The organism is Streptomyces sp. NPDC054796 (genome assembly GCF_053611545.1).
The window spans coordinates 106,494-128,976 of record NZ_JBSHAO010000001.1; the positions used below are offsets into that span (position 1 = coordinate 106,494).

General features: G+C 72.6%; 18 protein-coding genes. 4 read left to right on the top strand and 14 right to left on the bottom strand.

The window, feature by feature from the left end; all coding sequences use genetic code 11:
- The first annotated feature begins 1,118 nt into the window (after positions 1 to 1,118).
- On the top strand, positions 1,119 to 2,585 hold the full coding sequence (locus ACWGJ2_RS00465; protein WP_453343672.1) for an amino acid permease: 1,467 nt from the start codon (positions 1,119 to 1,121) through the stop codon (positions 2,583 to 2,585).
- Here the strand turns inward: ACWGJ2_RS00465 and ACWGJ2_RS00470 are convergent.
- The 3 genes from ACWGJ2_RS00470 to ACWGJ2_RS00480 all read right to left on the bottom strand — a co-directional run bounded on the left by ACWGJ2_RS00470 (position 2,513) and on the right by ACWGJ2_RS00480 (position 5,146).
- The gene (locus tag ACWGJ2_RS00470) at positions 2,513 to 3,283 is read right to left on the bottom strand and encodes an SDR family NAD(P)-dependent oxidoreductase (RefSeq protein ID WP_453343673.1); all 771 of its coding nucleotides are present in this window, start codon (positions 3,281 to 3,283) and stop codon (positions 2,513 to 2,515) included. The genes ACWGJ2_RS00465 and ACWGJ2_RS00470 overlap by 73 nt on opposite strands.
- Positions 3,284 to 3,402: 119 nt before the next feature.
- On the bottom strand, positions 3,403 to 3,987 hold the full coding sequence (locus ACWGJ2_RS00475) for a TetR/AcrR family transcriptional regulator (RefSeq protein ID WP_453343674.1): 585 nt from the start codon (positions 3,985 to 3,987) through the stop codon (positions 3,403 to 3,405).
- Positions 3,988 to 4,033: 46 nt separating this feature from the next.
- Positions 4,034 to 5,146, bottom strand: coding sequence for a fatty acid desaturase family protein (locus tag ACWGJ2_RS00480; protein WP_453343675.1), 1,113 nt, complete (start codon positions 5,144 to 5,146; stop codon positions 4,034 to 4,036).
- Between the two features lie 206 nt (positions 5,147 to 5,352).
- On the opposite strand from ACWGJ2_RS00480, the gene ACWGJ2_RS00485 reads away from it, so the two are divergent.
- A complete protein-coding gene (locus tag ACWGJ2_RS00485; protein ID WP_453343676.1) occupies positions 5,353 to 5,658 on the top strand; it encodes a 4a-hydroxytetrahydrobiopterin dehydratase in 306 nt (101 codons plus the stop codon).
- Positions 5,659 to 5,774: 116 nt separating this feature from the next.
- Here the strand turns inward: ACWGJ2_RS00485 and ACWGJ2_RS00490 are convergent, their stop codons facing one another.
- The 4 genes from ACWGJ2_RS00490 to ACWGJ2_RS00505 form a co-directional block, all read right to left on the bottom strand.
- Positions 5,775 to 7,298, bottom strand: a complete 1,524-nt coding sequence (locus ACWGJ2_RS00490; RefSeq protein ID WP_453343677.1) for a S1 family peptidase — start codon at positions 7,296 to 7,298, stop codon at positions 5,775 to 5,777.
- A 540-nt stretch (positions 7,299 to 7,838) separates the two neighbouring features.
- Positions 7,839 to 8,807 (bottom strand): LysR family transcriptional regulator, encoded by a 969-nt coding sequence (locus tag ACWGJ2_RS00495; protein ID WP_453343678.1) that lies wholly within the window; start codon positions 8,805 to 8,807, stop codon positions 7,839 to 7,841.
- A 127-nt stretch (positions 8,808 to 8,934) separates the two neighbouring features.
- Positions 8,935 to 9,771, bottom strand: coding sequence for an aldo/keto reductase (locus tag ACWGJ2_RS00500; RefSeq protein WP_453343679.1), 837 nt, complete (start codon positions 9,769 to 9,771; stop codon positions 8,935 to 8,937).
- Positions 9,772 to 9,910: 139 nt separating this feature from the next.
- The gene (locus ACWGJ2_RS00505; protein WP_453343680.1) at positions 9,911 to 11,737 is read right to left on the bottom strand and encodes an AMP-dependent synthetase/ligase; all 1,827 of its coding nucleotides are present in this window, start codon (positions 11,735 to 11,737) and stop codon (positions 9,911 to 9,913) included.
- Between the two features lie 367 nt (positions 11,738 to 12,104).
- On the opposite strand from ACWGJ2_RS00505, the gene ACWGJ2_RS00510 reads away from it, so the two are divergent.
- Positions 12,105 to 13,211: a bile acid:sodium symporter family protein gene (locus ACWGJ2_RS00510; protein WP_453343681.1), complete on the top strand. Its 1,107-nt coding sequence runs from the start codon at positions 12,105 to 12,107 to the stop codon at positions 13,209 to 13,211.
- Positions 13,138 to 14,031, top strand: coding sequence for a sulfotransferase family protein (locus ACWGJ2_RS00515; protein ID WP_453343682.1), 894 nt, complete (start codon positions 13,138 to 13,140; stop codon positions 14,029 to 14,031). Before ACWGJ2_RS00510 ends, ACWGJ2_RS00515 begins: the two co-directional genes overlap by 74 nt.
- Before the next feature lie 61 nt (positions 14,032 to 14,092).
- Here ACWGJ2_RS00515 and ACWGJ2_RS00520 read toward each other — a convergent pair whose 3' ends face one another.
- From ACWGJ2_RS00520 to ACWGJ2_RS00550, 7 genes are all read right to left on the bottom strand, one after another.
- Positions 14,093 to 15,091 (bottom strand): transporter substrate-binding domain-containing protein, encoded by a 999-nt coding sequence (locus ACWGJ2_RS00520; RefSeq protein WP_453343683.1) that lies wholly within the window; start codon positions 15,089 to 15,091, stop codon positions 14,093 to 14,095.
- A complete protein-coding gene (locus ACWGJ2_RS00525) occupies positions 15,066 to 15,881 on the bottom strand; it encodes a hypothetical protein (protein ID WP_453343684.1) in 816 nt (271 codons plus the stop codon). The genes ACWGJ2_RS00520 and ACWGJ2_RS00525 overlap by 26 nt, the downstream gene beginning before the upstream one ends.
- Positions 15,878 to 16,342, bottom strand: coding sequence for a hypothetical protein (locus ACWGJ2_RS00530; protein WP_453343685.1), 465 nt, complete (start codon positions 16,340 to 16,342; stop codon positions 15,878 to 15,880). The genes ACWGJ2_RS00525 and ACWGJ2_RS00530 overlap by 4 nt, the downstream gene beginning before the upstream one ends.
- Positions 16,343 to 16,543: 201 nt before the next feature.
- A complete protein-coding gene (locus tag ACWGJ2_RS00535; RefSeq protein WP_453343686.1) occupies positions 16,544 to 18,454 on the bottom strand; it encodes an exo-alpha-sialidase in 1,911 nt (636 codons plus the stop codon).
- 211 nt (positions 18,455 to 18,665) lie between these two features.
- A complete protein-coding gene (fdhD, locus tag ACWGJ2_RS00540; RefSeq protein ID WP_453343687.1) occupies positions 18,666 to 19,520 on the bottom strand; it encodes a formate dehydrogenase accessory sulfurtransferase FdhD in 855 nt (284 codons plus the stop codon).
- A 6-nt stretch (positions 19,521 to 19,526) separates the two neighbouring features.
- A complete protein-coding gene (locus ACWGJ2_RS00545; RefSeq protein ID WP_453343688.1) occupies positions 19,527 to 20,387 on the bottom strand; it encodes a 2Fe-2S iron-sulfur cluster-binding protein in 861 nt (286 codons plus the stop codon).
- The gene (locus ACWGJ2_RS00550) at positions 20,384 to 22,477 is read right to left on the bottom strand and encodes an NAD(P)H-dependent oxidoreductase subunit E (protein ID WP_453343689.1); all 2,094 of its coding nucleotides are present in this window, start codon (positions 22,475 to 22,477) and stop codon (positions 20,384 to 20,386) included. Before ACWGJ2_RS00550 ends, ACWGJ2_RS00545 begins: the two co-directional genes overlap by 4 nt.
- Positions 22,478 to 22,483: the final 6 nt, after the last annotated feature.

A 22,483-nucleotide genomic window follows, 5' to 3' on the forward strand; every position in this document is an offset into this window, starting at 1 on the left:
GCGCGGTGTGTGGTTGCGGTGCGGTGTGGCTGGCGCCGCGTGGTTGTTGGCTTGTGCCGGTGGGCGTGTGGGGTTGGTGTGTGGTGGGGGTCGGTGCCGCGGTGGGGTGTCTCCTCGGGCGGCGACAAGTGCGGGTCGGCTTTTCGGCTGCCTGTACATACTCGTCGCCACCACTTGCGGGGACACCCCACCACGTCCCCTCCCACCCGGTGGCCAACTATCCGCCGGTGCCCCCTCCGCTTGTCCCCATGCTGTGTGCCCGCACCTGGCGGTACGGGCTCAGCACCACTGTTGTGGGCAGGCGTTCCGCATGGCGGAACGGGTGGGCACAACCCACCCACCGGCCCGCGGCCGCGAACGAAACCCCAGGGGGCAATCGGGTAGGCGCACCCCGTGAAGGGGGAGTTGCGCGGGACGGTCGGCCCGGGGAGTGGGGACCGCAGGTCCCGCGCCGGGGATGTGGCCGGGCTCAGCCCACCCGGAGCGGAAGCGGGCCACCGGCGGGACGGGGACGGGGTGGGGTGTCCCCGCAGGTCGAGAAAGTCACCGGCCGAAAGCCGAAAACGAAAGCTTCACGCCGAGGAGACACCCCACCGCGGCACCGGACACCCAAGAACACGCACCCCACACGGCCACCGTCGGGCACCAAGAATCACGCGGCGCCAGCCGCGAACAACCGGTACCACACGCCGCGCCGTAGCCACACAGCCGCACCCGGAATACGGCGAACCGCCCCGCGCAAGGGACCCCGCCCAGGCGTGCTGCGGCACAAAAATCAGCGCGGGACCCTACAGTGCGCACCACACAGGCCAACCGTCCCGTGCAACACCCCCGTGAAGCGGGAACCCACCGTTTCCTTCCGCACCCCGCGAAGGGGACCGTCCCGCGCAACACCCCCGAAGGAAATGCGGTCAGGGCTCGGATCCGCCGCAATATTTTCAGGTGGGCGCCTCGGCGCGAGGAGATTACGGGACGATTTTGCGGAGCCTGTTCGGCATCCGAACATGGAAGCCCCCCAACCGGACACCGGCGAGCGCACCCCGAGCGCGCCCGCCACCGGCGCACGGCCACCCCACGAGGGCCCGGCCACACGCCTCCGCACCGAAAGGCTCGGCCCCATGACGACCCCACCCCCTGCCCCGCCCCGGGAGGGGTCACCGCACGCGCGGCGGTTCGGCCTCCCGACCGCGACGGCGCTGGTCATGGGCAACATCATCGGCGGCGGCATCTTCATGCTGCCCGCCTCCGTCGCCCCGTACGGCACGGTCAGCCTGGTCGCCTTTGTCGTGCTGACGGTGGGCGCCGTCGCGCTCGCGCTCGTCTTCGGGCGGCTGGCCGAGCGCAACCCCCGCACGGGCGGCCCCTATGTGTACGCGCGCGACGCGTTCGGCGACTTCGCCGGGTTCCTCGGCGCGTGGTCGTACTGGATCACCACGTGGGTGAGCAACGCCGCGCTCGCGGTGGCCGCCGTCGGCTACCTGGACGTGCTGCTGCCCGTGCAGGGCTCGACGTGGCAGACCGTCCTCGCCGCACTCGTGATCATCTGGCTCCCCGCGCTGGCCAACCTCGCGGGCACCCGCTACGTCGGCGCCGTCCAGGTCGTCGCCACAGTGCTCAAGTTCGTCCCGCTGCTGCTCGTCGCGGTCGGCGGCCTGTTCTTCTTCGACGCGGACAACCTCGGGCCGTTCGAGGCGAGCGGCGACGGCGCCCTGGGCAGCGTCACGGCAGCCGCGGCGATCCTGCTGTTCAGCTATCTGGGCGTGGAGTCGGCGGCGATGAGCGCGGGCGAGGTCCGCGACCCGCGCCGCAACGTCGGGCGCGCCAGCGTGCTGGGCACCGTCGGCGCCGCCGCCGTCTATCTGCTGGGCACGGTCTCCGTGTTCGGGCTCGTCGCGCACGACAAGCTGGTCGGCTCCACGGCGCCGTTCTCGGACGCGGTCAATGCCATGTTCGGCGGCTCCTGGGGCGGTACGGTCATCGCCTGCGCCGCACTGGTCTCCATGGTCGGCGCGCTCAACGGCTGGACGCTGCTGAGCGCCCAGGCCCCCTACGCGGCGGCCAGGGACGGCCTCTTCCCGAAGGTCTTCGAGCGCAGGCGCCGGGGCGTGCCCACGGTCGGTGTGCTCGTCGGCGCCGTGCTGGCCTCGCTGCTGACCGTTGCCAACTTCAGCGGGGGCGCGAGCGGCGCCTTCAACAGCCTGGTGCTCATCACCACCTTCACCGCCACCGTCCCCTATCTCCTCTCGACGGCGGCCCAGCTCTACTTCCTCTTCTCCGGCAGTGGCGCCCGGGTCCGTTCCGGGCGGCTGGTGCGGGACGCGGTGCTGGCGCTGGCCGCGTTCGGGTTCTCGCTGTGGCTGGTCGCGGGCGCCGGTTACGCGGCCGTCTACCAGGGTGTGCTGTTCCTCTTCGCCGGGGTGCTGGTCTACGTGTGGCTGGCCGCCCGGCGCGAGCGGGCGCGGGGCGGCCGGGAGGCGGAGCCCGGCCAGGTGCCGGGGTCCGCCGACGGGGGTCAGGCCGTGCTGGCGCCGTCGACGACGAGGTCCGCGCCGACCGTCGAGCCCGCCTCGTCCGAGGCGAGGTAGAGCACAGCCGCCGCGATCTCGGCGGTGTGCGCGGCGCGCCCCCTCGGGATCGAGGTGCGCATCCGCGCCGTCTTCTCCTCCGGCGTCTCGCCGGGCAGCGTGGACATGGGCGCGTCGACCTTGCCGGGGCTGACGGTGTTGATGCGGACGCCCTCGCCGATGTGGTCGAGCGCGGCGTTCCGGGTCAGCGCCCCGAGCGCCGCCTTGCTGGCGACGTAGGCCGCGAGGCCCGGCTGCCTGCTGTGGACGCCGAGGTTCGAGGACACGTTCACGATGGTGCCCCCGCCCTCCTGGACGCGCATGCGGGCGACCTGGTGCTTCAGCGCCAGCCAGGTGCCGGTCAGGTTGATGTCGAGGGCGCGCCGCCAGTCCTCCTCGGGGATGTCGGCCGCGGGTGCCGGGGGCACGAAGACGCCCGCGTTGTTGACGGCGACGTCGAGTCCGCCGAAGCGGTCGACGGTCTCGCGGACGAGGGCCGCCGTGTCCTCGGAGCGGGTGACATCGGCGGTGACGGCTGCCGCCTCGCCGCCCTCCGTCTCGATCAGGGCCACGGTCTCCTTGAGGGGTGCGGCGGTGCGTCCGGAGACGACGACGCGGGCGCCCTCCCTGGCGAAGGCGAGTGCGATCTCACGGCCGATGCCGGTGCCGCCTCCGGTGACGAGTGCGGTGCGGCCTGCGAAGCGTGCGCGAGCGGTCATGACGGGTCTCCTCGGTGTGGCTCGGTACGGGATGGTTTTCTAGAACGATCGGTCTTGAATTTTGGGTGAAGAGAGCACCCTCGGAAGAGGGTGCTGTGTGGGAGTGGAGGCGGGCGGGGTCAGTCCAGGAGGGACAGTGCCTGCTCCGTCGCGTCGCGCAGCCGGGCGGGGGAGTGCGAGCCCATGCCCACCACGCGCATGCCCTGCATCAGGACCAGCAGCATGCGCGCCAGCGCGCGGGGCTCGCGGTCCTCGGGGAGTTCCCCCTGCGCCCTGGCCCGGATCAGCGCCGAGGTCAGTGCGGTCTCCAGTGTCTCCCAGCTCACCTCGACGTTGCGTGCCGCCGCCGCGTCACGCGGGGCCAGCTCCACGGCCGTGTTGACCACGAAGCAGCCCTTGCGGCGGCGCTCCTCGTCCGTCGACTCCGCCGCGAAGCGCCGCACCATGGCCCGCACCGCGGGCAGTGCGGGTCCCGGCTGCGACAGCTCCTCGACGAGGCAGGTGCCGTGCTCCTCGCCGTAGCGCTCCAGTGCCTTCGCGTACAGCTCCTGCTTGCCGCCGAAGGTGGCGTACAGGCTGGCGCGGGCGATGCCCAGGTGTGCGACGAGATCGGCGAGCGACGTCGCCTCGTAGCCGCGCTCCCAGAACAGCTCCAGGGCTGAGCGGAGCGCGGCGTCCGGGTCGAATTCCTTCGTTCTCGCCATGCCGGAACACTAGGCCAAACGAGAATGACCGGTCAAGAATGGTCGGTCAGGAGCCGCCCGGGGAGGCGTCGCGGATCGAGGAGTCGCGGATCGGGGCGCCCGCCTCGCGCAGGTGCCGCAGTGCCTCCCGCCACGAGGCCACGAGGCTCGTCTCGTGGTACGGGATGCCCAGCTCGGCGCAGTAGCCGCGGACGATCGGCCGGGCGCGGCGCAGGTGAGGGCTGGGCATGTTCGGGAACAGGTGGTGCTCGATCTGGTAGTTGAGCCCGCCGAGCGCGATGTCGGTGAGCGCGCCGCCCCGCACGTTGCGCGAGGTCAGCACCTGCCGCCGGAGGAAGTCGGGGCGCTCGTCGCCCGAGAGCATCGGCATGCCCTTGTGGTTGGGGGCGAAGATCGAGCCGAGGTAGACGCCGAAGACGGCCTGGTGCAGCAGGAGGAAGGCCACCGCCATGCCCGGCGGGAGGACCAGGAACAGCGCGGCCAGATACACGGCGAGGTGTCCGAAGAGCAGCGTGCCCTCCAGCACGGGGCGCTTCATGTGCGGCTGGCGCAGGGCGCGGATGCTGGAGACGTGCAGGTTGAAGCCCTCCAGCGTCAGCAGCGGGAAGAACAGCGCCGCCTGGTGGCGCCCGATGAACCGGGGCAGCCCCTTCGCCTCGCGGGCCTGCTCCTGGGACCAGACGAGGATGTCGGGCGCGACATCGGGGTCCAGCTCCTCGTGGTTGGGGTTGGCGTGGTGGCGGGTGTGCTTGTTCATCCACCAGCCGTAGGACATGCCGATGCCGACGTTGCCCACGAGCCTGCCGCCCGTCTCGCTCGCACTGCGTCCGCGGAACACCTGGCGGTGCGCGAGGTCGTGCGCGATCAGCGCCAACTGGCCGAAGACCAGCCCGAGATACCCGGCGACGGCCAGTTGCCACCAGCTCGCGCCGACGGCGAAGAACGCCACCCAGCCCGCCACGAAGGCGAGTCCGACGAGGGTCAGGCGCAGCGCGTAGTAGCCCGGCCGACGCTCCATCAGCCCGGCCTCCGCCACGCGCCGCGAGAGCCCCGCGAAGTCGCTCCCGCCCCCGCCCCCGCCCCCGGCCGCCTTGCCCTGGACGGCTCTGCCGCTCTCGGAGGGAGCCCGTGTCTCCGGTGTCTCAAGTGCTGTCGTCATGCGGTCGAGCCTCGCGGGCGCGGACCGCGCCCGACAGCCGCGCAGCACGCCTCCCGGACGGGGGCTCACCGCCGATGGGGGGTGTAGCCAGGTACACCATCCGCGGCGGGGGCGCAGGTGGGAGCGCCGCGGGCGGCGGTCGCCGTACGGCGGTCCTACGCTGGGGGGCAGTGCCCGAAGCGTCCATTGGAAGCGAGGACCATGCCATGTCCCCCGAGCCGCTGACCCCGGAGCAGACGGACGAGGCGCTGGCCGGACTGCCCGGCTGGAGCGTCGACGACGGCCGGATCACCCGCGCCTACGCGTTCGACAAGCACCTGCCCGCCGCCGCGATGGTCGTCCACATCGCCGCCATCCAGGAGGAGCTGGGGCACCACTCCGAGCTGGGCCTGGGCTACAACAAGCTGACGGTCGCCGTGAACACGCACAGCGCGGGCGGCCGGATCACGGAGCTGGACATCGCGCTGGCCCGCCGGATCGAGGAGATCGCGGCGGGCCACGGCGCGGGCTAGGGCCACCCTTCCCCCCCCTCCTCAGCCGGGGGCGGCCCTGTCACTCGCCGGTGTCGCGGCCGGAGCCAGGGGCCGGGACACGCGGGGGAAGGCGTGCGCGGGAGGAGGGGGAGGGGTCACGGCCTGACCGAGTCCAGGGCGTAGGAGCCGGAGCCGCTGTAGGCGTGGACGAGGAAGCGGTAGGTGCCCGCCGTGCCGTCGTAGGTGACGGTCTCGTCGGGTCCTGGGCTGGTGCCGCTGGCCACGGTCGTCCACGTCGAGCCGTTCAGCTTCTGGAGGTACAGGTCGAAGTCGGCGCTCGACGGGCCCTTCAGGCAGCCGGTGTGCGGACCGGAGGCCGTCGACTCGTACGACGTGCCGTTGGGCTCGACCCGCTGTTCGCCGCTGGTCAGCGAACCGGCGTAGGAGGCGGAGGGCTTGGCGCAGCCGGTGGGCGGGGGTTCGTTGCCGCCGCTGGTCCTGAGCGTCAGGCCGTAGACGGACAGCGCCTCGGTGACGGGCTGGTAGTACGTGGTCCCGCCGCTGCGGCAGTTGCCCGAGCCGCCCGAGGTCATGCCCTGCGCCTGGCTGCCGGAGATGAAGGAGCCGCCGGAGTCGCCTGGCTCGGCGCACACCGAGGTCCTGGTCACCCCGCTCACGGTGCCCTGCGGATACGTGACACTGGTGTTGTGCTGCTGGATGGTGCCGCAGTGCCAGCCCGTCGTGGACCCGGAGCGGCAGATCGACGAGCCGACCGGCGCCTGCTGGGATCCGGCGACGGTGACGTTGGCGCCGCCCTGCCCCTTCACGTACGGGGTGGCGGTCCAGTTGCTGTTGGCCGCGACCCACGCGTAATCGTTGCCGGGGAAGGACGAGCCCTGGAACGTGCCCTGGGCCACCTGGTTGTAGCCCGTCGTGCTGGTGCCCGTCCTGCCGCAGTGCCCGGCGGTGACGAAGCCCTGCTGGGTGCCCTTGGTGACGGGGAAGCCGACGGAACAGCGGCCCCCGCCCATGTAGTAGGCGTCGCCGCCGCGCAGGTCGTAGTACGGGCGCGGCTGCTCCGCCGACTTCACCACGCGCACGGCGGAGGCGTCGGCGCCGCTGCGGTCCACGAACTGCCGTGCCTCGGCGGGCCGTGCGGCGAAGACGGTCACCGTGTTGTGCCGGACGTCGACGGACCAGGCGGGGATGCTGCCCGGGGTGCGGCGCTCGGCGGCGCGGTCGAGCGCGGCCTTGGCGGCATCCAGTTCGGCGAGGCCGTGGTCGACGACCTTCGGGGTGGCACCGGCCGCTGCGATGGTGTCCGCCTCGGTCGCGCTGGTGGTGCCCACCACCAGCTTCGACGTGGGGCCCGTCGTCCAGGCGCCCCCGTAGCGGGTGCCCAGCTCCATGCTGAGGGCCTTCTCCACCGTCGGGGCACGGTGTTCGCTGGCCACTCTGGTTCTGACCTCGGCGGGGGTGAGGCCGAGGTCACGGCGCATGGCGTCGAGCATCGCTTCGGGGACCGGGGGCGCCGGACGGGCTTCGGCCGCCTTCGCCACGGAAGCGGCGTACGACGAGGGCGGGGGTGCGGGTTCGCCCGCTGTGGCGGGCATGGCGATGAGTGCGAGGGCACCGGCGGCCAGAGCCGATCCGGCGACCACGCCGACGTTGCGGAGCATGGGGGTCTCTCCTCGTGTCGGGGGGTGCGGATCAACGTAGCCGCGCGCCCGGTCGGCGTGTACCTGCCATTTCACCCCTCTCGCGATGCGATGCCTCAGCGCGCTCAGGCGCGCTGAGGAGCCGAGGGGACGCTCGCGGCCCCCGGCCGGCCCGGGGAACACCTCGCGGCCACCTGCCCGCCGACGCCCTCGCGGTCCGGGCCCGCCCTGGGACCAGGCCCTGGCCCCGCGGCGGTGGTGCGGCGGTGGTGCGCCCGGCGGCGCGCCCCACGGAGCGTGGCCGTGCGGCGGCGGCGCGGATCGGTGGCGCGCCAGGCGGCGCGTGCACGGTGCGTCCGGGTGCGGTGGCCGTGCGGATCGGCGGCGCGTGCACGGTGCGTCGACGGTGGGCGGTCGTGCGCATGCACGGTGCGGCGGTCGTGCGTCGACGGCCGCCCGCGTGGTGTGTCCACGGGGCGGTGGCCGTGCGTCGGCGCGTTCTTGGTGCGCCGGTGGCGCGTCGAGGGGTCCGCTCGCGTGGCCCTTACGCCGCATGGTGGGTCAGCCGTGGGCCTCGGCCCGGCCCGGCTGGGGCTCTCGCGCGAGCCACTCCGCGTAGCGCGGGTTGCGGTGCGCCGCCTCGTCGTGCGCCTGGCGGGCGTGCAGCAGCACGGCGGGCGCCGTCCCCGCGGCGGGGGATCCCGGGTGCCAGCCCAGCAGGTGCCGCCAGCGCAGCGGCGTCCCGCGCAACGGGACCGTCACGATGCCCGGCGCGGGCGCGAACGTGGCCCTGCACAGTCCGATCGCCCGCCCCACCTCCACCAGGTGGACCAAGGAGGCGGTGTCCGTCTCGTACACGGTCTGCGGGGTGAAGCCCGCCCGCGCGCAGGCGGCGGAGAAGCAGTCGCCGAAGCAGCCGTCGCCCGGTACGCAGGCCCAGCTCTCCCCGCCCAGTTCCCGCAGGCTCAGCTCCCGTTCGCCCGCGAGGCGGTGCCCCTCGGGCAGCATCACGAAGACCGGGTCACGGCCGACCGTGCGCCACGTCAGCCGTTCCGTGGCGGGCGGCGGGCTGTCGCCGCAGCAGCCCACCAGGGCGTAGTCGAGCCGCCCCTCGGTCACCAGGTCGCTGATCTCGGCGACGGACCAGGCGGTGTACGTGCTCAGCGGCGCCGACGGATGCACGGCGGCGATGCGGTCCACCAGCCTGCCCAGCAGGGGGCCGTGGGTGCCGCCGAGCCGGAAGCGGGGGATGCCCTCCCAGGCGTTGGCGAACCGGACGGCGTCGTCCTGGAGTTCGTGGATGGCGGGCAGCAGCACCCGCGCCCGGTCCAGGACGAGTTCGCCGAGCGGGGTGGGCCGCGCGCCCCCGCGGTCGCGGTCGAAGAGGGGCCCGCCGAGTGAGCGCTCGATGCGCTTGAGCTGGCCGCTGAGCGCCGACTGGGCGAGGCCGAGCGCCGTGGCGGCGCGGGTGAGGCTGCCCGCGTCGTCTATCGCGCGAATGATCTTCAGATGGCGCAATTCCAGCTCCATGTCCGGAAATTACGACGGGGCGCGCCGCGCGGCAAGGGAACGGCCGCGCGGCGAGGGAACGACGAAGGCCGCCACCCTCCGGCGGGGGAGGCGACGGCCTTCGTCGTGCGCGGTCACGCGGCGGGGCTCAGCCCAGCCAGTTCATCTCGTCCGGGTCGGCACCCAGCCGGGTGTCCGTGTTCAGGGACGCGATCCGCTCCAGGTCACCGGCGTCCAGCTCGAAGCCGAAGACGTCGATGTTCTCCTTGATCCGGGAGGGCGTCACGGACTTCGGGATCACGACGTTGCCGATCTGGAGGTGCCAGCGCAGCACGACCTGCGCCGGGGTCTTCCCGTGCTTGTCCGCGATGGCGGCCAGCGTGGGCTCCTTCAGCAGGTCCTTGCCCTGGCCCAGCGGGGACCACGCCTCGGTCGCGATGCCGTGGTCGGCGTGGAAGGCGCGCGGCAGGGGCTGCTGGAGGTGGGGGTGCAGCTCGATCTGGTTGACGGCGGGGACGGCGCCCGTCTCGTCGATCAGCCGCTGGAGGTGCGCGGGCTGGAAGTTGGAGACACCGACGGCCTTGGCGCGGCCGTCGGCGGCGATCTTCTGGAACGCCTTCCAGGTGTCGACGTACTTGTCCTGTTCAGGGACCGGCCAGTGGATGAGGTACAGGTCCACGTAGTCGAGGCCGAGCCGCTCCAGAGAGGCGTCGAAGGCGCGCAGGGTGGAGTCGTAGCCCTGATCCCTGTTCCACAGCTTCGTGGTGACGAACAGGTCCTCGCGGGGCAGCCCGGACGCCGCGATGGCCTGCCCGGTGCCCTTCTCGTTCTCGTAGATCGCAGCGGTGTCGATGCTGCGGTAACCCGCCTGGAGCGCGGTGCCCACGGCGTCCGCCGCCTCGTCGTCCGGGACCTGCCAGACGCCGAAACCGAGCTGGGGCATGGCGACGCCGTTGTGAAGAGTGATGGTGGGAACGTTGCGCACGAGCGATCGGTCCTCACGTTGAATCGTTGGTTCCGGTTGACACCAGGGTCAACGATCGCCGCGCTACGCGCATTCCCGGCGCGTTTGCCCAGGTCAGAGCGGTGCCATGTGAGGGGTGACGGTGAGCGGCGCGAGCAGCTCAGTTGTGGTAGAGCGCCTCGATCTCGACGGCGTACGCGTTCTCGATCTTCTGGCGCTTCAGCTTCAGCGAGGGCGTGACCATGCCCTGCTCCTCGGTGAACTGCGCGGCCAGTATCCGGAAGGTGCGGATCGACTCGGCCTGCGAGACCTGCGTGTTGGCTGCCACCACGGCGCGCCGGATCTCGGTCTCCAGATCCGGGTCGCGCACCAGGTCGGCGGCCTTCAGCTCGGGCTTCTCGCGCATCGCCAGCCAGTGCGCGACGGCCTCGGGGTCGAGGGTCACCAGCGCGGAGATGTACGGGCGGTCGTTGCCGACGACGATGCACTGCGCCACCAGCGGATGGGCCCGTACCCGCTCCTCCAGCACCCCCGGCGAGACGCTCTTGCCGCCCGAGGTGACCAGGATCTCCTTCTTGCGGCCCGTGATCGTCAGATAGCCGTCCTCGTCCAGCGAGCCGAGGTCGCCGGTGGCGAGCCAGCCGTCGTGCAGGGACTCGTGCGTGGCCTTGGGGTTGTTGAGGTAGCCCTGGAAGACCTGCCCGCCGTACAGCCAGATCTCGCCGTCGTCCGCGATGTGCACGGTCGTGCCGGGGATCGGGACGCCGACGGTGCCGAAGCGGGTCTGCTCGGGCGGGTTCGCGATGGCCGCCGCCGTCGACTCCGTCAGCCCGTACCCCTCGAAGATGCGCATGCCCGCGCCATCGAAGAAGAGCCCGAGGCGCCGCTCCATCGCCGAGCCGCCCGACATCGCGTGGCGGCACCGGCCGCCCATCGCGTCGCGCACCTTCGAGTAGACCAGCTTGTCGAAGACCTGGTGCTGGAGCCGCAGCGCGGCCCCGGGCCCCGGGCCCGTGCCGAAGGACTTCTGCTCGACGGCCTCCGCGTAGCGCACCGCGATGTCCACGGCCTTCTCGAACGGGCCGAGCCTGCCCTCCAGTTCCGCCTTGCGGCGCGACGCCTGGAAGATCTTCTCGAAGAGGTGCGGCACGGCCTGGATGAACGTCGGCCGGAAGGCGGCCAGGTCGGGCAGCAGTGCCGAGGCCGTCATCGACGGCTGGTGGCCCAGCTTGACCCGGCCGCGGATCGCCGCGACCTCCACCATCCGCCCGAAGACATGGGCCAGCGGCAGGAAGAGCAGCAGTGAAGCCTGCTCGCCGGTACGGGAGCGGAAGACCCGCTCATACTTCCCCACGACGTTGTCGGCCTCCGCCATGAAGTTGGCGTGGCTGATCACGCAGCCCTTGGGGCGGCCGGTGGTGCCGGAGGTGTAGATGACGGTGGCCGTCGAGTCCGGGGTCAGCGCGAGCCGGTGCCGGTGCACGACGTCGTCGTCGATGTGCGTACCGGCCCGCGACAGCTCGGCCTCCGCGTTCTCGTTGAGCTGCCACAGCCGCTTGAGCCCCGGCAGCCTGCCGATGACGGAGCCGATCGTCATCGCGTGGTCCTCGTGCTCGACGATCGCGGCCGAGACGTCCGCGTCGTGCAGCATCCAGAAGACCTGCTCGGCGGAGGACGTGGGATAGACCGGGACGACCTGGGCGCCGATGGCCCACAGTGCGAAGTCGAAGAGCGTCCACTCGTAGCGGGTACGGGACATGATCGCGACCCGGTCCCCGAAGCGGACGCCCTCGGCGAGCAGCCCCTTCGCCAGCGCCAGCACCTGGTCGCGGAACTCGCCCGAGGTCACATCGCGCCATGTGCCGCCCGCGTCCTTGCGGGCGAGCGCCGCCCGGTCAGGATCCTCGGCGGCATGGTCGAAGACGGCGTCAGCCAGCCCTCCTACCTGGGGCGCCGTCGCCACAGCCGGGACGGTGAACTCGTGCAATGGGTCTGCTCCTCGACGTGCAGGGCACCGCTGTATGACACAGCGCGAGCGACCGTATCGGATACGGAGCGCGCTGGGGAGGGGCGTCCGTGCTGGTCAGTCGGTCAATTGGGGTCACTTCGGTACGTGCGGGCCCAGGCCGTTGCAGATCGATCGACGTATCTGCACCGAACCTCCCCGAATCGGCGCACGGCCGGACAGGGAACGGGCGCCGCGCGGAGCGAATCGGGCCCGGCCCGGATGCGCGGCCGGGGTTCGGGGGACGCGGGGCCGGGGTTCCGGGGAAAAGGCCGGAAAGGTCCTTCCGTACTGTGGTACCCGTCCGGTGAAACGCCGCCGGGGTCGCCGCACGGTACCGAGGGAGCTCATGCGCCGCCTAGCACGTCTGGTCGATCCGTACATCGTCCTGCTCCTGGGCACGGTGCTGCTCGCCGTGCTGCTGCCCGCGGGCGGCGGCGTCGCCTCCGGCTTCGGCTGGGCCACCAAGATCGCAGTCGGGCTGCTCTTCTTCCTCTACGGAGCGCGGCTCTCCACCCGCGAGGCCGTGGACGGGCTGCGCCACTGGAAGCTGCACCTGGCCGTCGTCCTGTGCACCTTCGCGGTCTTCCCGCTGCTCGGCCTCGCCTCCCAGGGGCTCGTGCCCTGGCTGCTCACCCCCGAGTTGCAGTCCGGGCTGCTCTTCCTCTGCCTGGTGCCCTCCACCATCCAGTCCTCGATCGCCTTCACCTCCATAGCCCGCGGCAATGTGCCGGCCGCCATCTGCGCGGGCACGTACTCCAGCCTCATCGGCATGATCGCCACCCCGCTCCTGGTGGCCTGGCTCATCGGCGGCCACGCGAGCCTGAGCGCCGATGGACTCGTCGGCATCGCCTGCCAGCTCCTCGCGCCCTTCGTCGCGGGGCAACTGCTGCGCCGCTGGATCGGCGGCTTCCTCACCCGCAACAAGCGCGTCCTCGGCCTCGTCGACCGAGGCTCGGTCCTGCTCGTCGTCTACACCGCCTTCAGCCAGGGCATGAACGAGGGCATCTGGGGCCAGGTCACCCCGCTGCGGCTGCTGGCACTGCTCGGCGTCGAGGCGGTGCTGCTCGCCCTGATGCTGACGCTCACCTGGTACGGGGCACGCAAGCTCGGCTTCGTCCGCGCCGACCGCGTCGTGATCACCTTCGCGGGGTCCAAGAAGTCGCTGGCGGCCGGGCTGCCCATGGCCAGCGTGCTGTTCGGTGCGCAGGCCAGCCTCGCCGTGCTGCCGCTGATGCTCTTCCACCAGATGCAGCTCATGGTGTGCGCGTTTCTGGCCAAGCGCTGGTCGTCGCCTGCACTTCACCCCGAGTTTGCCGACGTCCCTTGGGATGGTGCCCCGACGGCGCCGAGGGACGAGCCGCGAGTGGAGAGTGGGTGGCATGGGGACCGTGCGCAAGGGGCTCAGGCGGAGGGGCAGGCTGCTGGCGGAGGCGCTGCGACCACCCGGCGTTGAGAGCGCGGCGGCGCGCGGCGGCCCGGGAACGGGGCCCGACGAGGGCTTCCGCGCCGACGGCTCCTTCGTCGCGCCCGTGGCGGGCCGCCTCGTGGAGTCGCCCGTCTTCATCCTCTCGCCCGTACGTTCCGGCTCCACCCTGCTGCGCGTGCTGCTCAACAGCCACTCGCGCGTCCGCGCCCCGCACGAGATGCACCTGCGCACCCTGCATGTGCGCATGGACCGCGAGTTCACGGCCGAGGCCATGCGCGAGCTGAGGCTGGACAAGGAGGAGCTGGAGCACCTGCTCTGGGACCGCGTCCTCGACCTGGAGCTGGAGCGCAGCGGCAAGGACGTCATCGTCGACAAGACCCCGCCCAACACCCTGATGTGGCCGCGCCTCCACCGCGCCTGGCCCCGGGCGCGGTACCTCTTCCTGCTGCGCCACCCCGGCGCCATCGTCACCTCTCTCGTCAACCGCAGAGACAAGCCGGACGTCGCGCTCATCCACGAGGAGGTGCTGGAGTACGCGGAGCGCCTGGAGGAGGCCCGCGCCGCGCTGAACGGGCACACGCTGACGTACGAGGACCTCACCGCCGAACCGGAGAAGGCCACCCGCGAGATCTGCGCCTACCTCGACCTGGAGTGGGAGCCGGGCATGCTCGCGTACGGCGAGCAGGACCACGGCACGTTCCGCCCGCAGATGGGCGACTGGAGCGAGAACATCAAGTCGGGCCGCGTCCAGGCCGCGCGCGGTGCCCGCGAGGCGGACTGCGCGGGCCTGCCGCCCCGGCTGCGGGAGATCGCCGGGGCGTGGGGGTACGAGGTCCCCGCGTCCTGAGCGGGGCGGTTCGCGGGCGCGACGGGCGCGGGCGCCGTGCTGATCGTGGGCGCGGCGCGGGTCACGGGCTGGGCCTGTCGCGGCACGACCGGGAGTCGATGGCGGCGGTGCTCGGCTTGTGGGTGCTGATCCAGCCGGGGTCCTGTGCGGGCAGTTGGGGCAGCGAGGTCTCGACGTCGCGTATCCACTCGCTCGTGCCGACGTACTCCTTGAGCCAGTCGGCCAGTCTCCGGCAGTCCTCCCGGAACCCTTTGCGCAGCCCGATGCCGTAGTGCTGGGGCGCGCCTATGGTGAGGTCCGCCACCACACGCAGGCCGTCCTTCGCGTGGTGGCGGGCGAAGCCGTAGAGGATGAGCTGGTCGGTGGTGACGGCGTCGACGGTGCCCTTCTTCAGCTCCTCGATGCAGTCCGACGCGTCGTCCAGCACCTGCGGGGTCACACCCGTGGCGGTCCTGACCTCGGCGAGGGCCGTCTCCGACGTGGTGCCGTCCCAGGTGCAGACGGTCTTGCCGCGCAGGTCCTTCAGCTCCTCGATGCCGCCGCTCCTCGGCCGGTCCTCGTCGACCAGGAAGCCCTGGCGGGTCTTGAGATACGGGCCCGCGAAGTCGATCCTGCGCATCCGGTCCGGGGTGATCGAGAAGGAGGCGATGACCATGTCGGCGTCCCCGTGCTCCAACTGCGAGATGCGGTCGGCCGACGACACGTCCACCGGTTCGCTGAACGAGACGCCCATGGCCTTCTCGATCCGCTCGTGGAGCAGGTGGTCGAAGCCGGAGCGGTCGTAGTTCTCGGAGTAGGAGATGCCGGGGAGGTCGTTGTGCATGGCCACGGTGACCCTGCTGGTGCCGAGGAACTGTCCGCTCTCGCCGGAGGCACAGGAGGCCACCAGGGCGAGGCCGAGGACGAGGACGAGAGGGAGCGTGACGGCGGGCGCGTCGGCGCGGATGTGCCGCAGCCCCCGCCTTCGCCCTCGTCCCCGCTGCTGTGACGGCCGTCGTAACGGCCGCCTTGAGCGCTGTCCTGACGAGGCGCCGTCACCCGGCGCTGTTCTGCGGTGCACGGTGACCCCCTGTGGCGTCGGTGTGGCAGTCGTGGAGGGTGGCCTCGGCCACGGAGAGGCGCATGAGGCACCCCTCGTCCGTCGTCACGGTGAAGCGGACCCGCACGTTCCCCTGCTGTCCGCCCAGGGGGAACTCGACGGCCTCGCCGGGCCGGATGCCCTCGGCCCTGCCGGGGGCGCCGCCTCCCACGAGAGAGGCGGCGAACTCCGTCTCCGGGGTGCACGTCTGGGCTCCGGGAGCGGAGTCCTCGGCCGTCAGCGCCAGCCGCAGCGTGGACCGCCGCGGCGTGTTGTCCACGAACAACTCGACCTCCGCGCCGTTCCCTGCCGGTGCGTTGGGTATGAGGCGGGCCGTGCCGGTGACGGCCACCTCGCCGTGGTCGGCGTAGTGGTCCATGCCGATGAGCCCGAGGACGGCCAGCAGCAGGGAACCGCCCGTCATCAGCCCGCGCCGGACCCCGGAGCGGCCGTCGGGCACGCCGACGACGCGCGCGAACGAGACGACGACGGCCACACCGAGCACGGCGTAGACCCAGCCGAGCTGCCGGGCGGGGCCGTCCGGCGCGGTGACCAGCGCGATCGTGGTCAGCGTCACGACGAGGAGGAACGGCGGCCAGTTCCAGCCGCTCCAGTGCTTGGCCCGCCCGTACAGTTCTCCGACATCTCCGGCGAAGAGGCTGAGAATCACCTGCCCGACCCGGCCTATCGCGGCGGAGTGCGGCCCGAACGTCTCGGCACGGGTCTCGTCGCCGTGACGGACGCCTCCGGGCGCGTCGCCCGGAGCGGTCACTCCCTCTCCTCTCGCCGGTCCCGGCGGCCGGTAGGGTCCGGCTGCTGCCCCATGTGCAGACCTCCGTAGAGCTGCCCGATGGCGTTCGACGACGGACCGTACGCCGCCACGGAGATGTTCCCGTGTGAGTGGTGCTCCTGGTGTACGAGGGCGAGGCGGCGGTGGAGCGCCGCGTCGCTCAGATCGCGGGCGGCGAGCCACTGCCCGAGCGCCTCGTCCAGCAGCAGCCGCTCCTCCTCCGGGAGGCGGCCGACGGCCTCCAGGGCCTCCTCCTCGTCCGGCGTGGCCGGAGGATCGCCTGGCTCGCGGCGCCGCATGCGGCTCAGCAGCTCACCGCCGTGGTCGAGCAGGCCCTCGGCGGCCCGGTTCTGGGCCGCCTGCACGACCGAGGCGGCGAAGGTCGTCGCCGCCGCGCTGGCGTAGGGAACGAGGGCCTGCGCCGTCGCCATCCATTCGGACATGGTCTTCCCCCGATTCTCGCGCACCCGCACGGCGACCCCCCGCTCGTGCGACCGACCGCGATGATGTGAAACCTGAAATGAGGGTGATTCCCCGATCCCAGGAGAATATCTGTCTGATTCTGGCCAAACTGCCCATACGCGCGAGCGGACTCGTGCGGCGGCGCAGCGGTGCAGCGTGCGGCAGTTCAGCGGTGCGGCAGTTCATCGCCCCCGCACATGGTCCAGCGGCAGCCACAGCACCGTCGTCCCACGCCCCGCGCCCTCGTCCGCGCGGACCCGGACATCGTCCAGGGCGCCGGTGAAGTGGGAGCGGCTGTCGGGCTTCTGGCCCAGGTGGACGCCGAAGGGGGAGGTGCGGCTCACCGTGCCCGGTACGTCGGGGGCCGTCACCGTGCTGTCGTCCACAGTCAGCCGCAGTTCGCCGTCCGCGCGGCGCAGTTCGGCGCGGTGCCAGCGGCCGTCGTTGTACGCGCGGTCCGTGGCGACCTCCGCCGTGGTCACGGGCGACGTGCCGCTGCGGGTGGTGATCGCGGCGGTGAGGCGGGAGCGCGCCGGATCGCCGACGAGCCGCACCTGCGGCTGGTTGGGCCCGACGCCGCCCATCCACAGCATCGGCTGCTCACCGCCCGTCGCCTCGTAGCGGAACCACAGGCTCGCCGTGAAGTCCCGTGTCCCGAGCGGGAGTTGGTGCCGGAGGGGCAGCCGGACGGCGTCGTCGCCGCCGTCGAAGGACAGGGCGCGCCCGCGCCCGTGCCGGTCCTCCGTGCGGGCCGCGCCGCCCAGCACCAGAGCGTCGCGGGCGCCCGGCGCGTGGTCGGGCGTGACGGGGTCGGGGCCGCGCCGCTCCCCGAGCCAGCCCTCGGTGAAGCGGGCGAAGCGGATCTCGTCGCGCGCGTCGACGGCGCCGCCCTCGTACAGCAGCCCCACCCGCTCGGGGGTGGCCTGCACCATGTCGGAGTAGCCGGACCAGTCCGTGGTCACCGTCCTGCCCCGGTCCACGCTCTCCCAGGTGGCGCCCTCGTCGTAGGAGGAGCGGATCATCATCGTCCGGCGGCGGTCGGGGTCGGCCGGTGCGGCGAACAGCAGCCGTCCGCTGTCGCCGAAGCGCAGCACCGAGCCCTGGACCTGCGGGGTGTAGAGGCCGGGCAGTGCGCGGAAGGGGCCGGTGAAGGTGCGCCCGCCGTCCCGGCTGACGGTCGCCGTCCGGTGCCCGAGGTCGGTGCCCTCGGTCTCCCTGCCGTTGACGTAGACGGAGCCGTCCTCGCGCTCGACGAGCGTCATCTCCTGCGGCTTCTGCCGAAAGGTGCCGTCGGCCTCGTACGGCCAGGTGTCGGTGGCCCCGCGCCGCCAGGTGTCCCCGCCGTCGTCGCTGTAGACGAGCGCAGCGTGGTTGTGGGTCTCGCCGCCGCCGCTCCACGTCTCCGCGTTGACGCCGAGGACGAGCCGTCCCGCGTGCCTGCCGCGCTGGAGCTGGATGCCGTGGACGGGGCCCGTGGCGTACCAGGAGTTCCAGTCGCGGGGAAGGATCTGGTCGCTCAGGTCACGGGGCTGCGACCAGGTCTCGCCGTCGTCGTCGCTGTACTGGAGGTGCGGTGTGCGGTCGCAGGGCGTCTCGCAGTTCCGGCCGTCGGTGCGGCCCGTGTTCCAGGTCTCCGCGAGCAGGACGCGCCCGGTGCGCTCGTCGACGACGGGCGCGGGGTTGCCGTGGGTGTCGCCGTCGCCCTCGCTGACGACCTGGAGCGGGCCCCAGGTGCGCCCGCCGTCGGTGGAGCGCTTGAGCACGAGGTCGATGTCCCCGGCGTCGGAGCAGTCCCGCACCCGGCCCTCGGCGAAGGCGAGCAGCGTGCCGTCGGTGGTGCGGACGACGGCGGGTATGCGGAAGCAGGCGTAGCCCTGCTCCTGCGACGCCTTGAACACCACCTGCTGGGAGAAGTCCGGCTCGGCCCCGGCCCCGGCCCCGGGCCCGGTTCCGGTTCCGGGCTCGGCGTGCGCGGGCGCCGCGAGCGGCCCCGTCGCGACGGCGAGGAGGGCCACGGCCGTCAGCGCGGCGCGGCGCACGGCGCCCCGGGCTCTGGTGCGGGATGTGGTGCGTGGGTCGACAACCGACGTCATCTTTCCGCCCCTTCACGCGACAACCGGACGTCGGATGTCCCACGTCCGGTGTCGCAGAAGGTACTGGGAGGGCCTGAACCCGACAAGAAGTCACGCACGGGTCAGATGTGACGCGTTCCGGCACCGTCGGCGGAGAGGCCCGGAAGGGCCCGGCCGGCGCAGGGGGCGCACCCCGCCGGCCGGACCCGTATCCCGTGCAGCGGGCGGACCGTCAAGCCCGGCCGGCCGCTGTGCGCAGGGCTAGCCGGTGCTCGCCCGCGTACACGTTCATGGAGGTGCCCCGCAGGAAGCCGACCAGCGTCAGCCCCGTCTCGGCCGCCAGGTCCACCGCGAGCGAGGAGGGCGCGGAGACGGCGGTGAGCGCCGGGATGCCGGCCATCACCGCTTTCTGGGCCAGCTCGAAGGAGGCGCGGCCCGAGACCATCAGCACCACGTCCCGCAGCGGGAGGCGGCCCTGCTGGAGTGCCCGGCCCACCAGCTTGTCGACGGCGTTGTGGCGGCCCACGTCCTCCCTTATGTCGAGCAGTTCCCCCTCGGGCGAGAACAGCGCCGCCGCGTGCAGGCCCCCGGTCCGGTCGAAGACCCGCTGCGCCGCCCTGAGCCGGTCGGGGAGGCGGGACAGGACGTCGGGCTCCAGCCGGACCGGGGCTTCGGGGAGGTCCTCGATGGCCCAGCGCGCGGTGGTCCGCACCGCGTCCAGGCTGGCCTTGCCGCACAGGCCGCAGGAGGAGGTGGTGTAGACGTTGCGCTCCAGGGCGATGTCCGGGAGCGGGACGCCGGGCGCGAGCTGGACGTCGACGACGTTGTACGTGTTGTGCCCGTCCTCCGTCGCGCCCGCGCAGTAGACGATGTTGCGCAGCTCGTCGGCCGAGCCGAGCACACCCTCACTGACGAGGAAGCCAGCGGCCAGTGCGAAGTCGTCGCCCGGGGTGCGCATGGTGATGGCGAGCGGTTTCCCGTTCAGCCGGATCTCCAGGGGCTCCTCGGCGACGAGGGTGTCGGGGCGGCTGCTGACCACCCCGTCGCGTACGCGGGTGACCCGCCGTCGCTCGGTGACCCGTCCCATGGGCGTTCACTCCCGAGTCTGTACGTGCTGATAGCCGAACCGGCCCTTGATGCAGAGGTTGCCGTGGGTCACCGGGTTGTCGTGCGGTGAGGTGACCTTGACTATGTCATTGTCCTGCACGTGGAGCGTGAGGTTGCAGCCCACACCGCAGTAAGCACATACGGTCGTCGTCTCCGTCTGCCGTTCCTCGTCCCATGTACCCGCCTCACGCATGTCGAACTCGCTCTTGAAGCTCAGCGCTCCCGTCGGGCACACCTCGATGCAGTTGCCGCAGTAGACACAGGCGGAGTCGGTGAGGGGTGCGTCGTGCTCGGTGGAGATGCGCGCGTCGAAGCCGCGCCCGGCGACGGCGATGGCGAAGGTGTTCTGCCACTGGTCACCGCAGGCGTCGACGCACTTGTAGCAGAGGATGCACTTGTCGTAGTCGCGCACATACAGATCGTTGTCGATCTTCGGTTCCTCGGCGAGGGTGGCGGCCTCCGGGCCGAAGCGGTCCGGCTCGGCGCCGTACTCCTCGATCCACTCGGCGGCCCTCGGCGTCGTGGACAGGTCGGTCGAGGACGCGAGCAGCTCCAGCACCACCTTGCGGCTGTGCCGGGCCCGCTCGGTGTCCGTGCGGACCTCCATGCCCTCCTCGGCACGGCGCGAGCACGCGGGCGCCAGCGTCCTGGCCCCCTCGACCTCCACCACGCACACCCGGCACGCGTTCTTCGGCGTCAGTGTGTCGCCCTGGCACAGTGTCGGCACGTCCTTGCCCTCGGCACGGCACGCGTCCAGGATCGTCGAGCCCTCGGGCACGCGCACGCTCTCCCCGTCCAGCGAGAACTCGACGAGGCGGCGCGGGGGCTGAAGCGGTACGGCGGTCATGCGTAGGCTCCCAAACGGTCGATGGCGGACTCCACGGCGTTCCACGCGGTCTGGCCCAGGCCGCAGATCGAGGCGTCCCGCATGGCGGTGCCCACCTCGCGCAGCAGCGCGATGTCGTCGGCCGCCTCGGCGCCCCTGCGCTCCAGCAGCCGGTGCAGCGCCTCCTCCTGGCGTACGGTGCCGACGCGGCAGGGCACACACTGGCCGCAGGACTCGTCGCGGAAGAACTCCGCGATGCGCAGCAGGATGCGCGGCAGCGGCACCGTGTCGTCCATGGCCAGTACGACGCCCGAGCCGAGCGTGGTGCCCGCCTCGCGGGTGCCCTCGAAGGTGAGCGGCACATCCAGCTCGTCGGGGCCGACGAAGCCGCCCGCCGCGCCGCCGAGCAGCACGGCCCGCAGCCCCTCAGCCGCGCCCGCCAGCTCCAGCAGCTCGCGCAGCGTGGCGCCGAACGGCAGCTCGTAGACCCCGGGCCGGGCCACGCTCCCCGACACGCAGAACAGCTTCGGGCCCGTGGACGTGCCCGTGCCGATCGCGGCGTACGCCTCGGCGCCCAGCTCCAGCACGGTGAGGACGTTGACGAGGGTCTCGACGTTGTTGGCCGTCGTCGGCTTCCCGAACAGGCCCTTCTCGACGGGGAACGGCGGCTTGCTGCGGGGCTCGCCGCGCTGTCCCTCGATGGAGTTGAACAGCGCGGTCTCCTCGCCGCAGATGTACGCGCCCGCGCCGCGCCGGATCTCGATGTCGAAGGCGTAGCCCTGGCCCAGCACGTCGGGGCCCAGCAGCCCGCGGGCGCGGGCCTGCGCGAGTGCGTGCGCCAGGCGGCGCAGGGCGCGCGGGTACTCGCCGCGCAGATAGATGTAGCCGAGGTGGGCTCCCGTCGCGTACCCGGCGACGGTCATCGCCTCGATCAGCGCGTACGGGTCGCCCTCCATCAGCACCCGGTCCTTGAACGTGCCCGGCTCGCTCTCGTCCGCGTTGCACACCACGTAGTGCGGGCGGTCCGGCTGCGATGCCGTGGCCTGCCACTTGCGGCCCGTCGGGAAGGCGGCGCCGCCCCTGCCGAGCAGCCCGGAGTCGGTCACCTCCCTGATGACCCCGGCCGGGCCGAGTGCGAAGGCACGGCGCAGTGCCTGGTAGCCGCCGTGTGCGCGGTAGTCGTCGAGCGAGGCCGGGTCGGCGACGCCGATCCGGCGCAGGAGGGTCAGCCCGGGGCCGCCCGCCTGCGGGACGGCCGAGCCAGGCGAGGGCTCGGCGGGGGCCGCGCCCGGATCCCGCGCGGCGTCGGCGACGGCCTCGGCCGTGGCGGGCGCGAGGACGGCGGTGGCGTACCGGGGCCCGGCCGCCACCGGCACGGCGCCGTCCCCGGCCAGGACGGGGCCACTCGTGGCGGGTGCGACAGCCTCCGCGCCCGGTGAGGTGTCGTCCCTGGCGGGTGCGGGAGTCTGCGTGTCCGGTGAGGTGGCGTCCCTGGCGGGTGCGGGAGTCTGCGTGTCCGGTGAGGTGGCGCCCCCGACCGGCGCGGCGTGACGTGTGCGGGTGTCCCCGGCCGCTGCGGCGGCGTCGGTGTGCGGTGCCGATGGCGAGCCCGCACCGGCCCGTACCGCCAGCGCCGCCGGGGCACGCTCGCACAGGCCCAGGCAGGGGCTGGGCTGCCAGACCGCGCCCCCGGCCGGGGTGCCCGCGGGGCCGAGACGCCGCTCCAGGCCGTCGCAGAGCGCGGCCGAACCGCTCCCGGCGCACGCGAGGTCCGTGCACACGTGCAGCACCGTCGCGGGGCGCGGCTTCAGCGAGAACATCGCGTAGAACGTGGCCACCCCGTACGCCTCGGCCGGGGGCACCGTCAGACGGCGGCACAGGTAGTCGAGCCCGCCCTCGCTGATCCAGCCGACGCGGTCGTTGAGCGCGTGCAGCCCCGGCAGCAGCAGATCGCGGCGCTCGCGTGCTTCCCTGCCGCCGCGCGCCCAGCGCAGATCCGCGTCGCTGCGGTCGTCCGCGCCCTCCCAGGCGGACTTGGGCGGGCCGAGCAGCGCGTCGACGGCCTCCCGTTCCTCGTCCGTCGGCTTGCTGTCACCGAAGTGCAGATCCATCGGGGG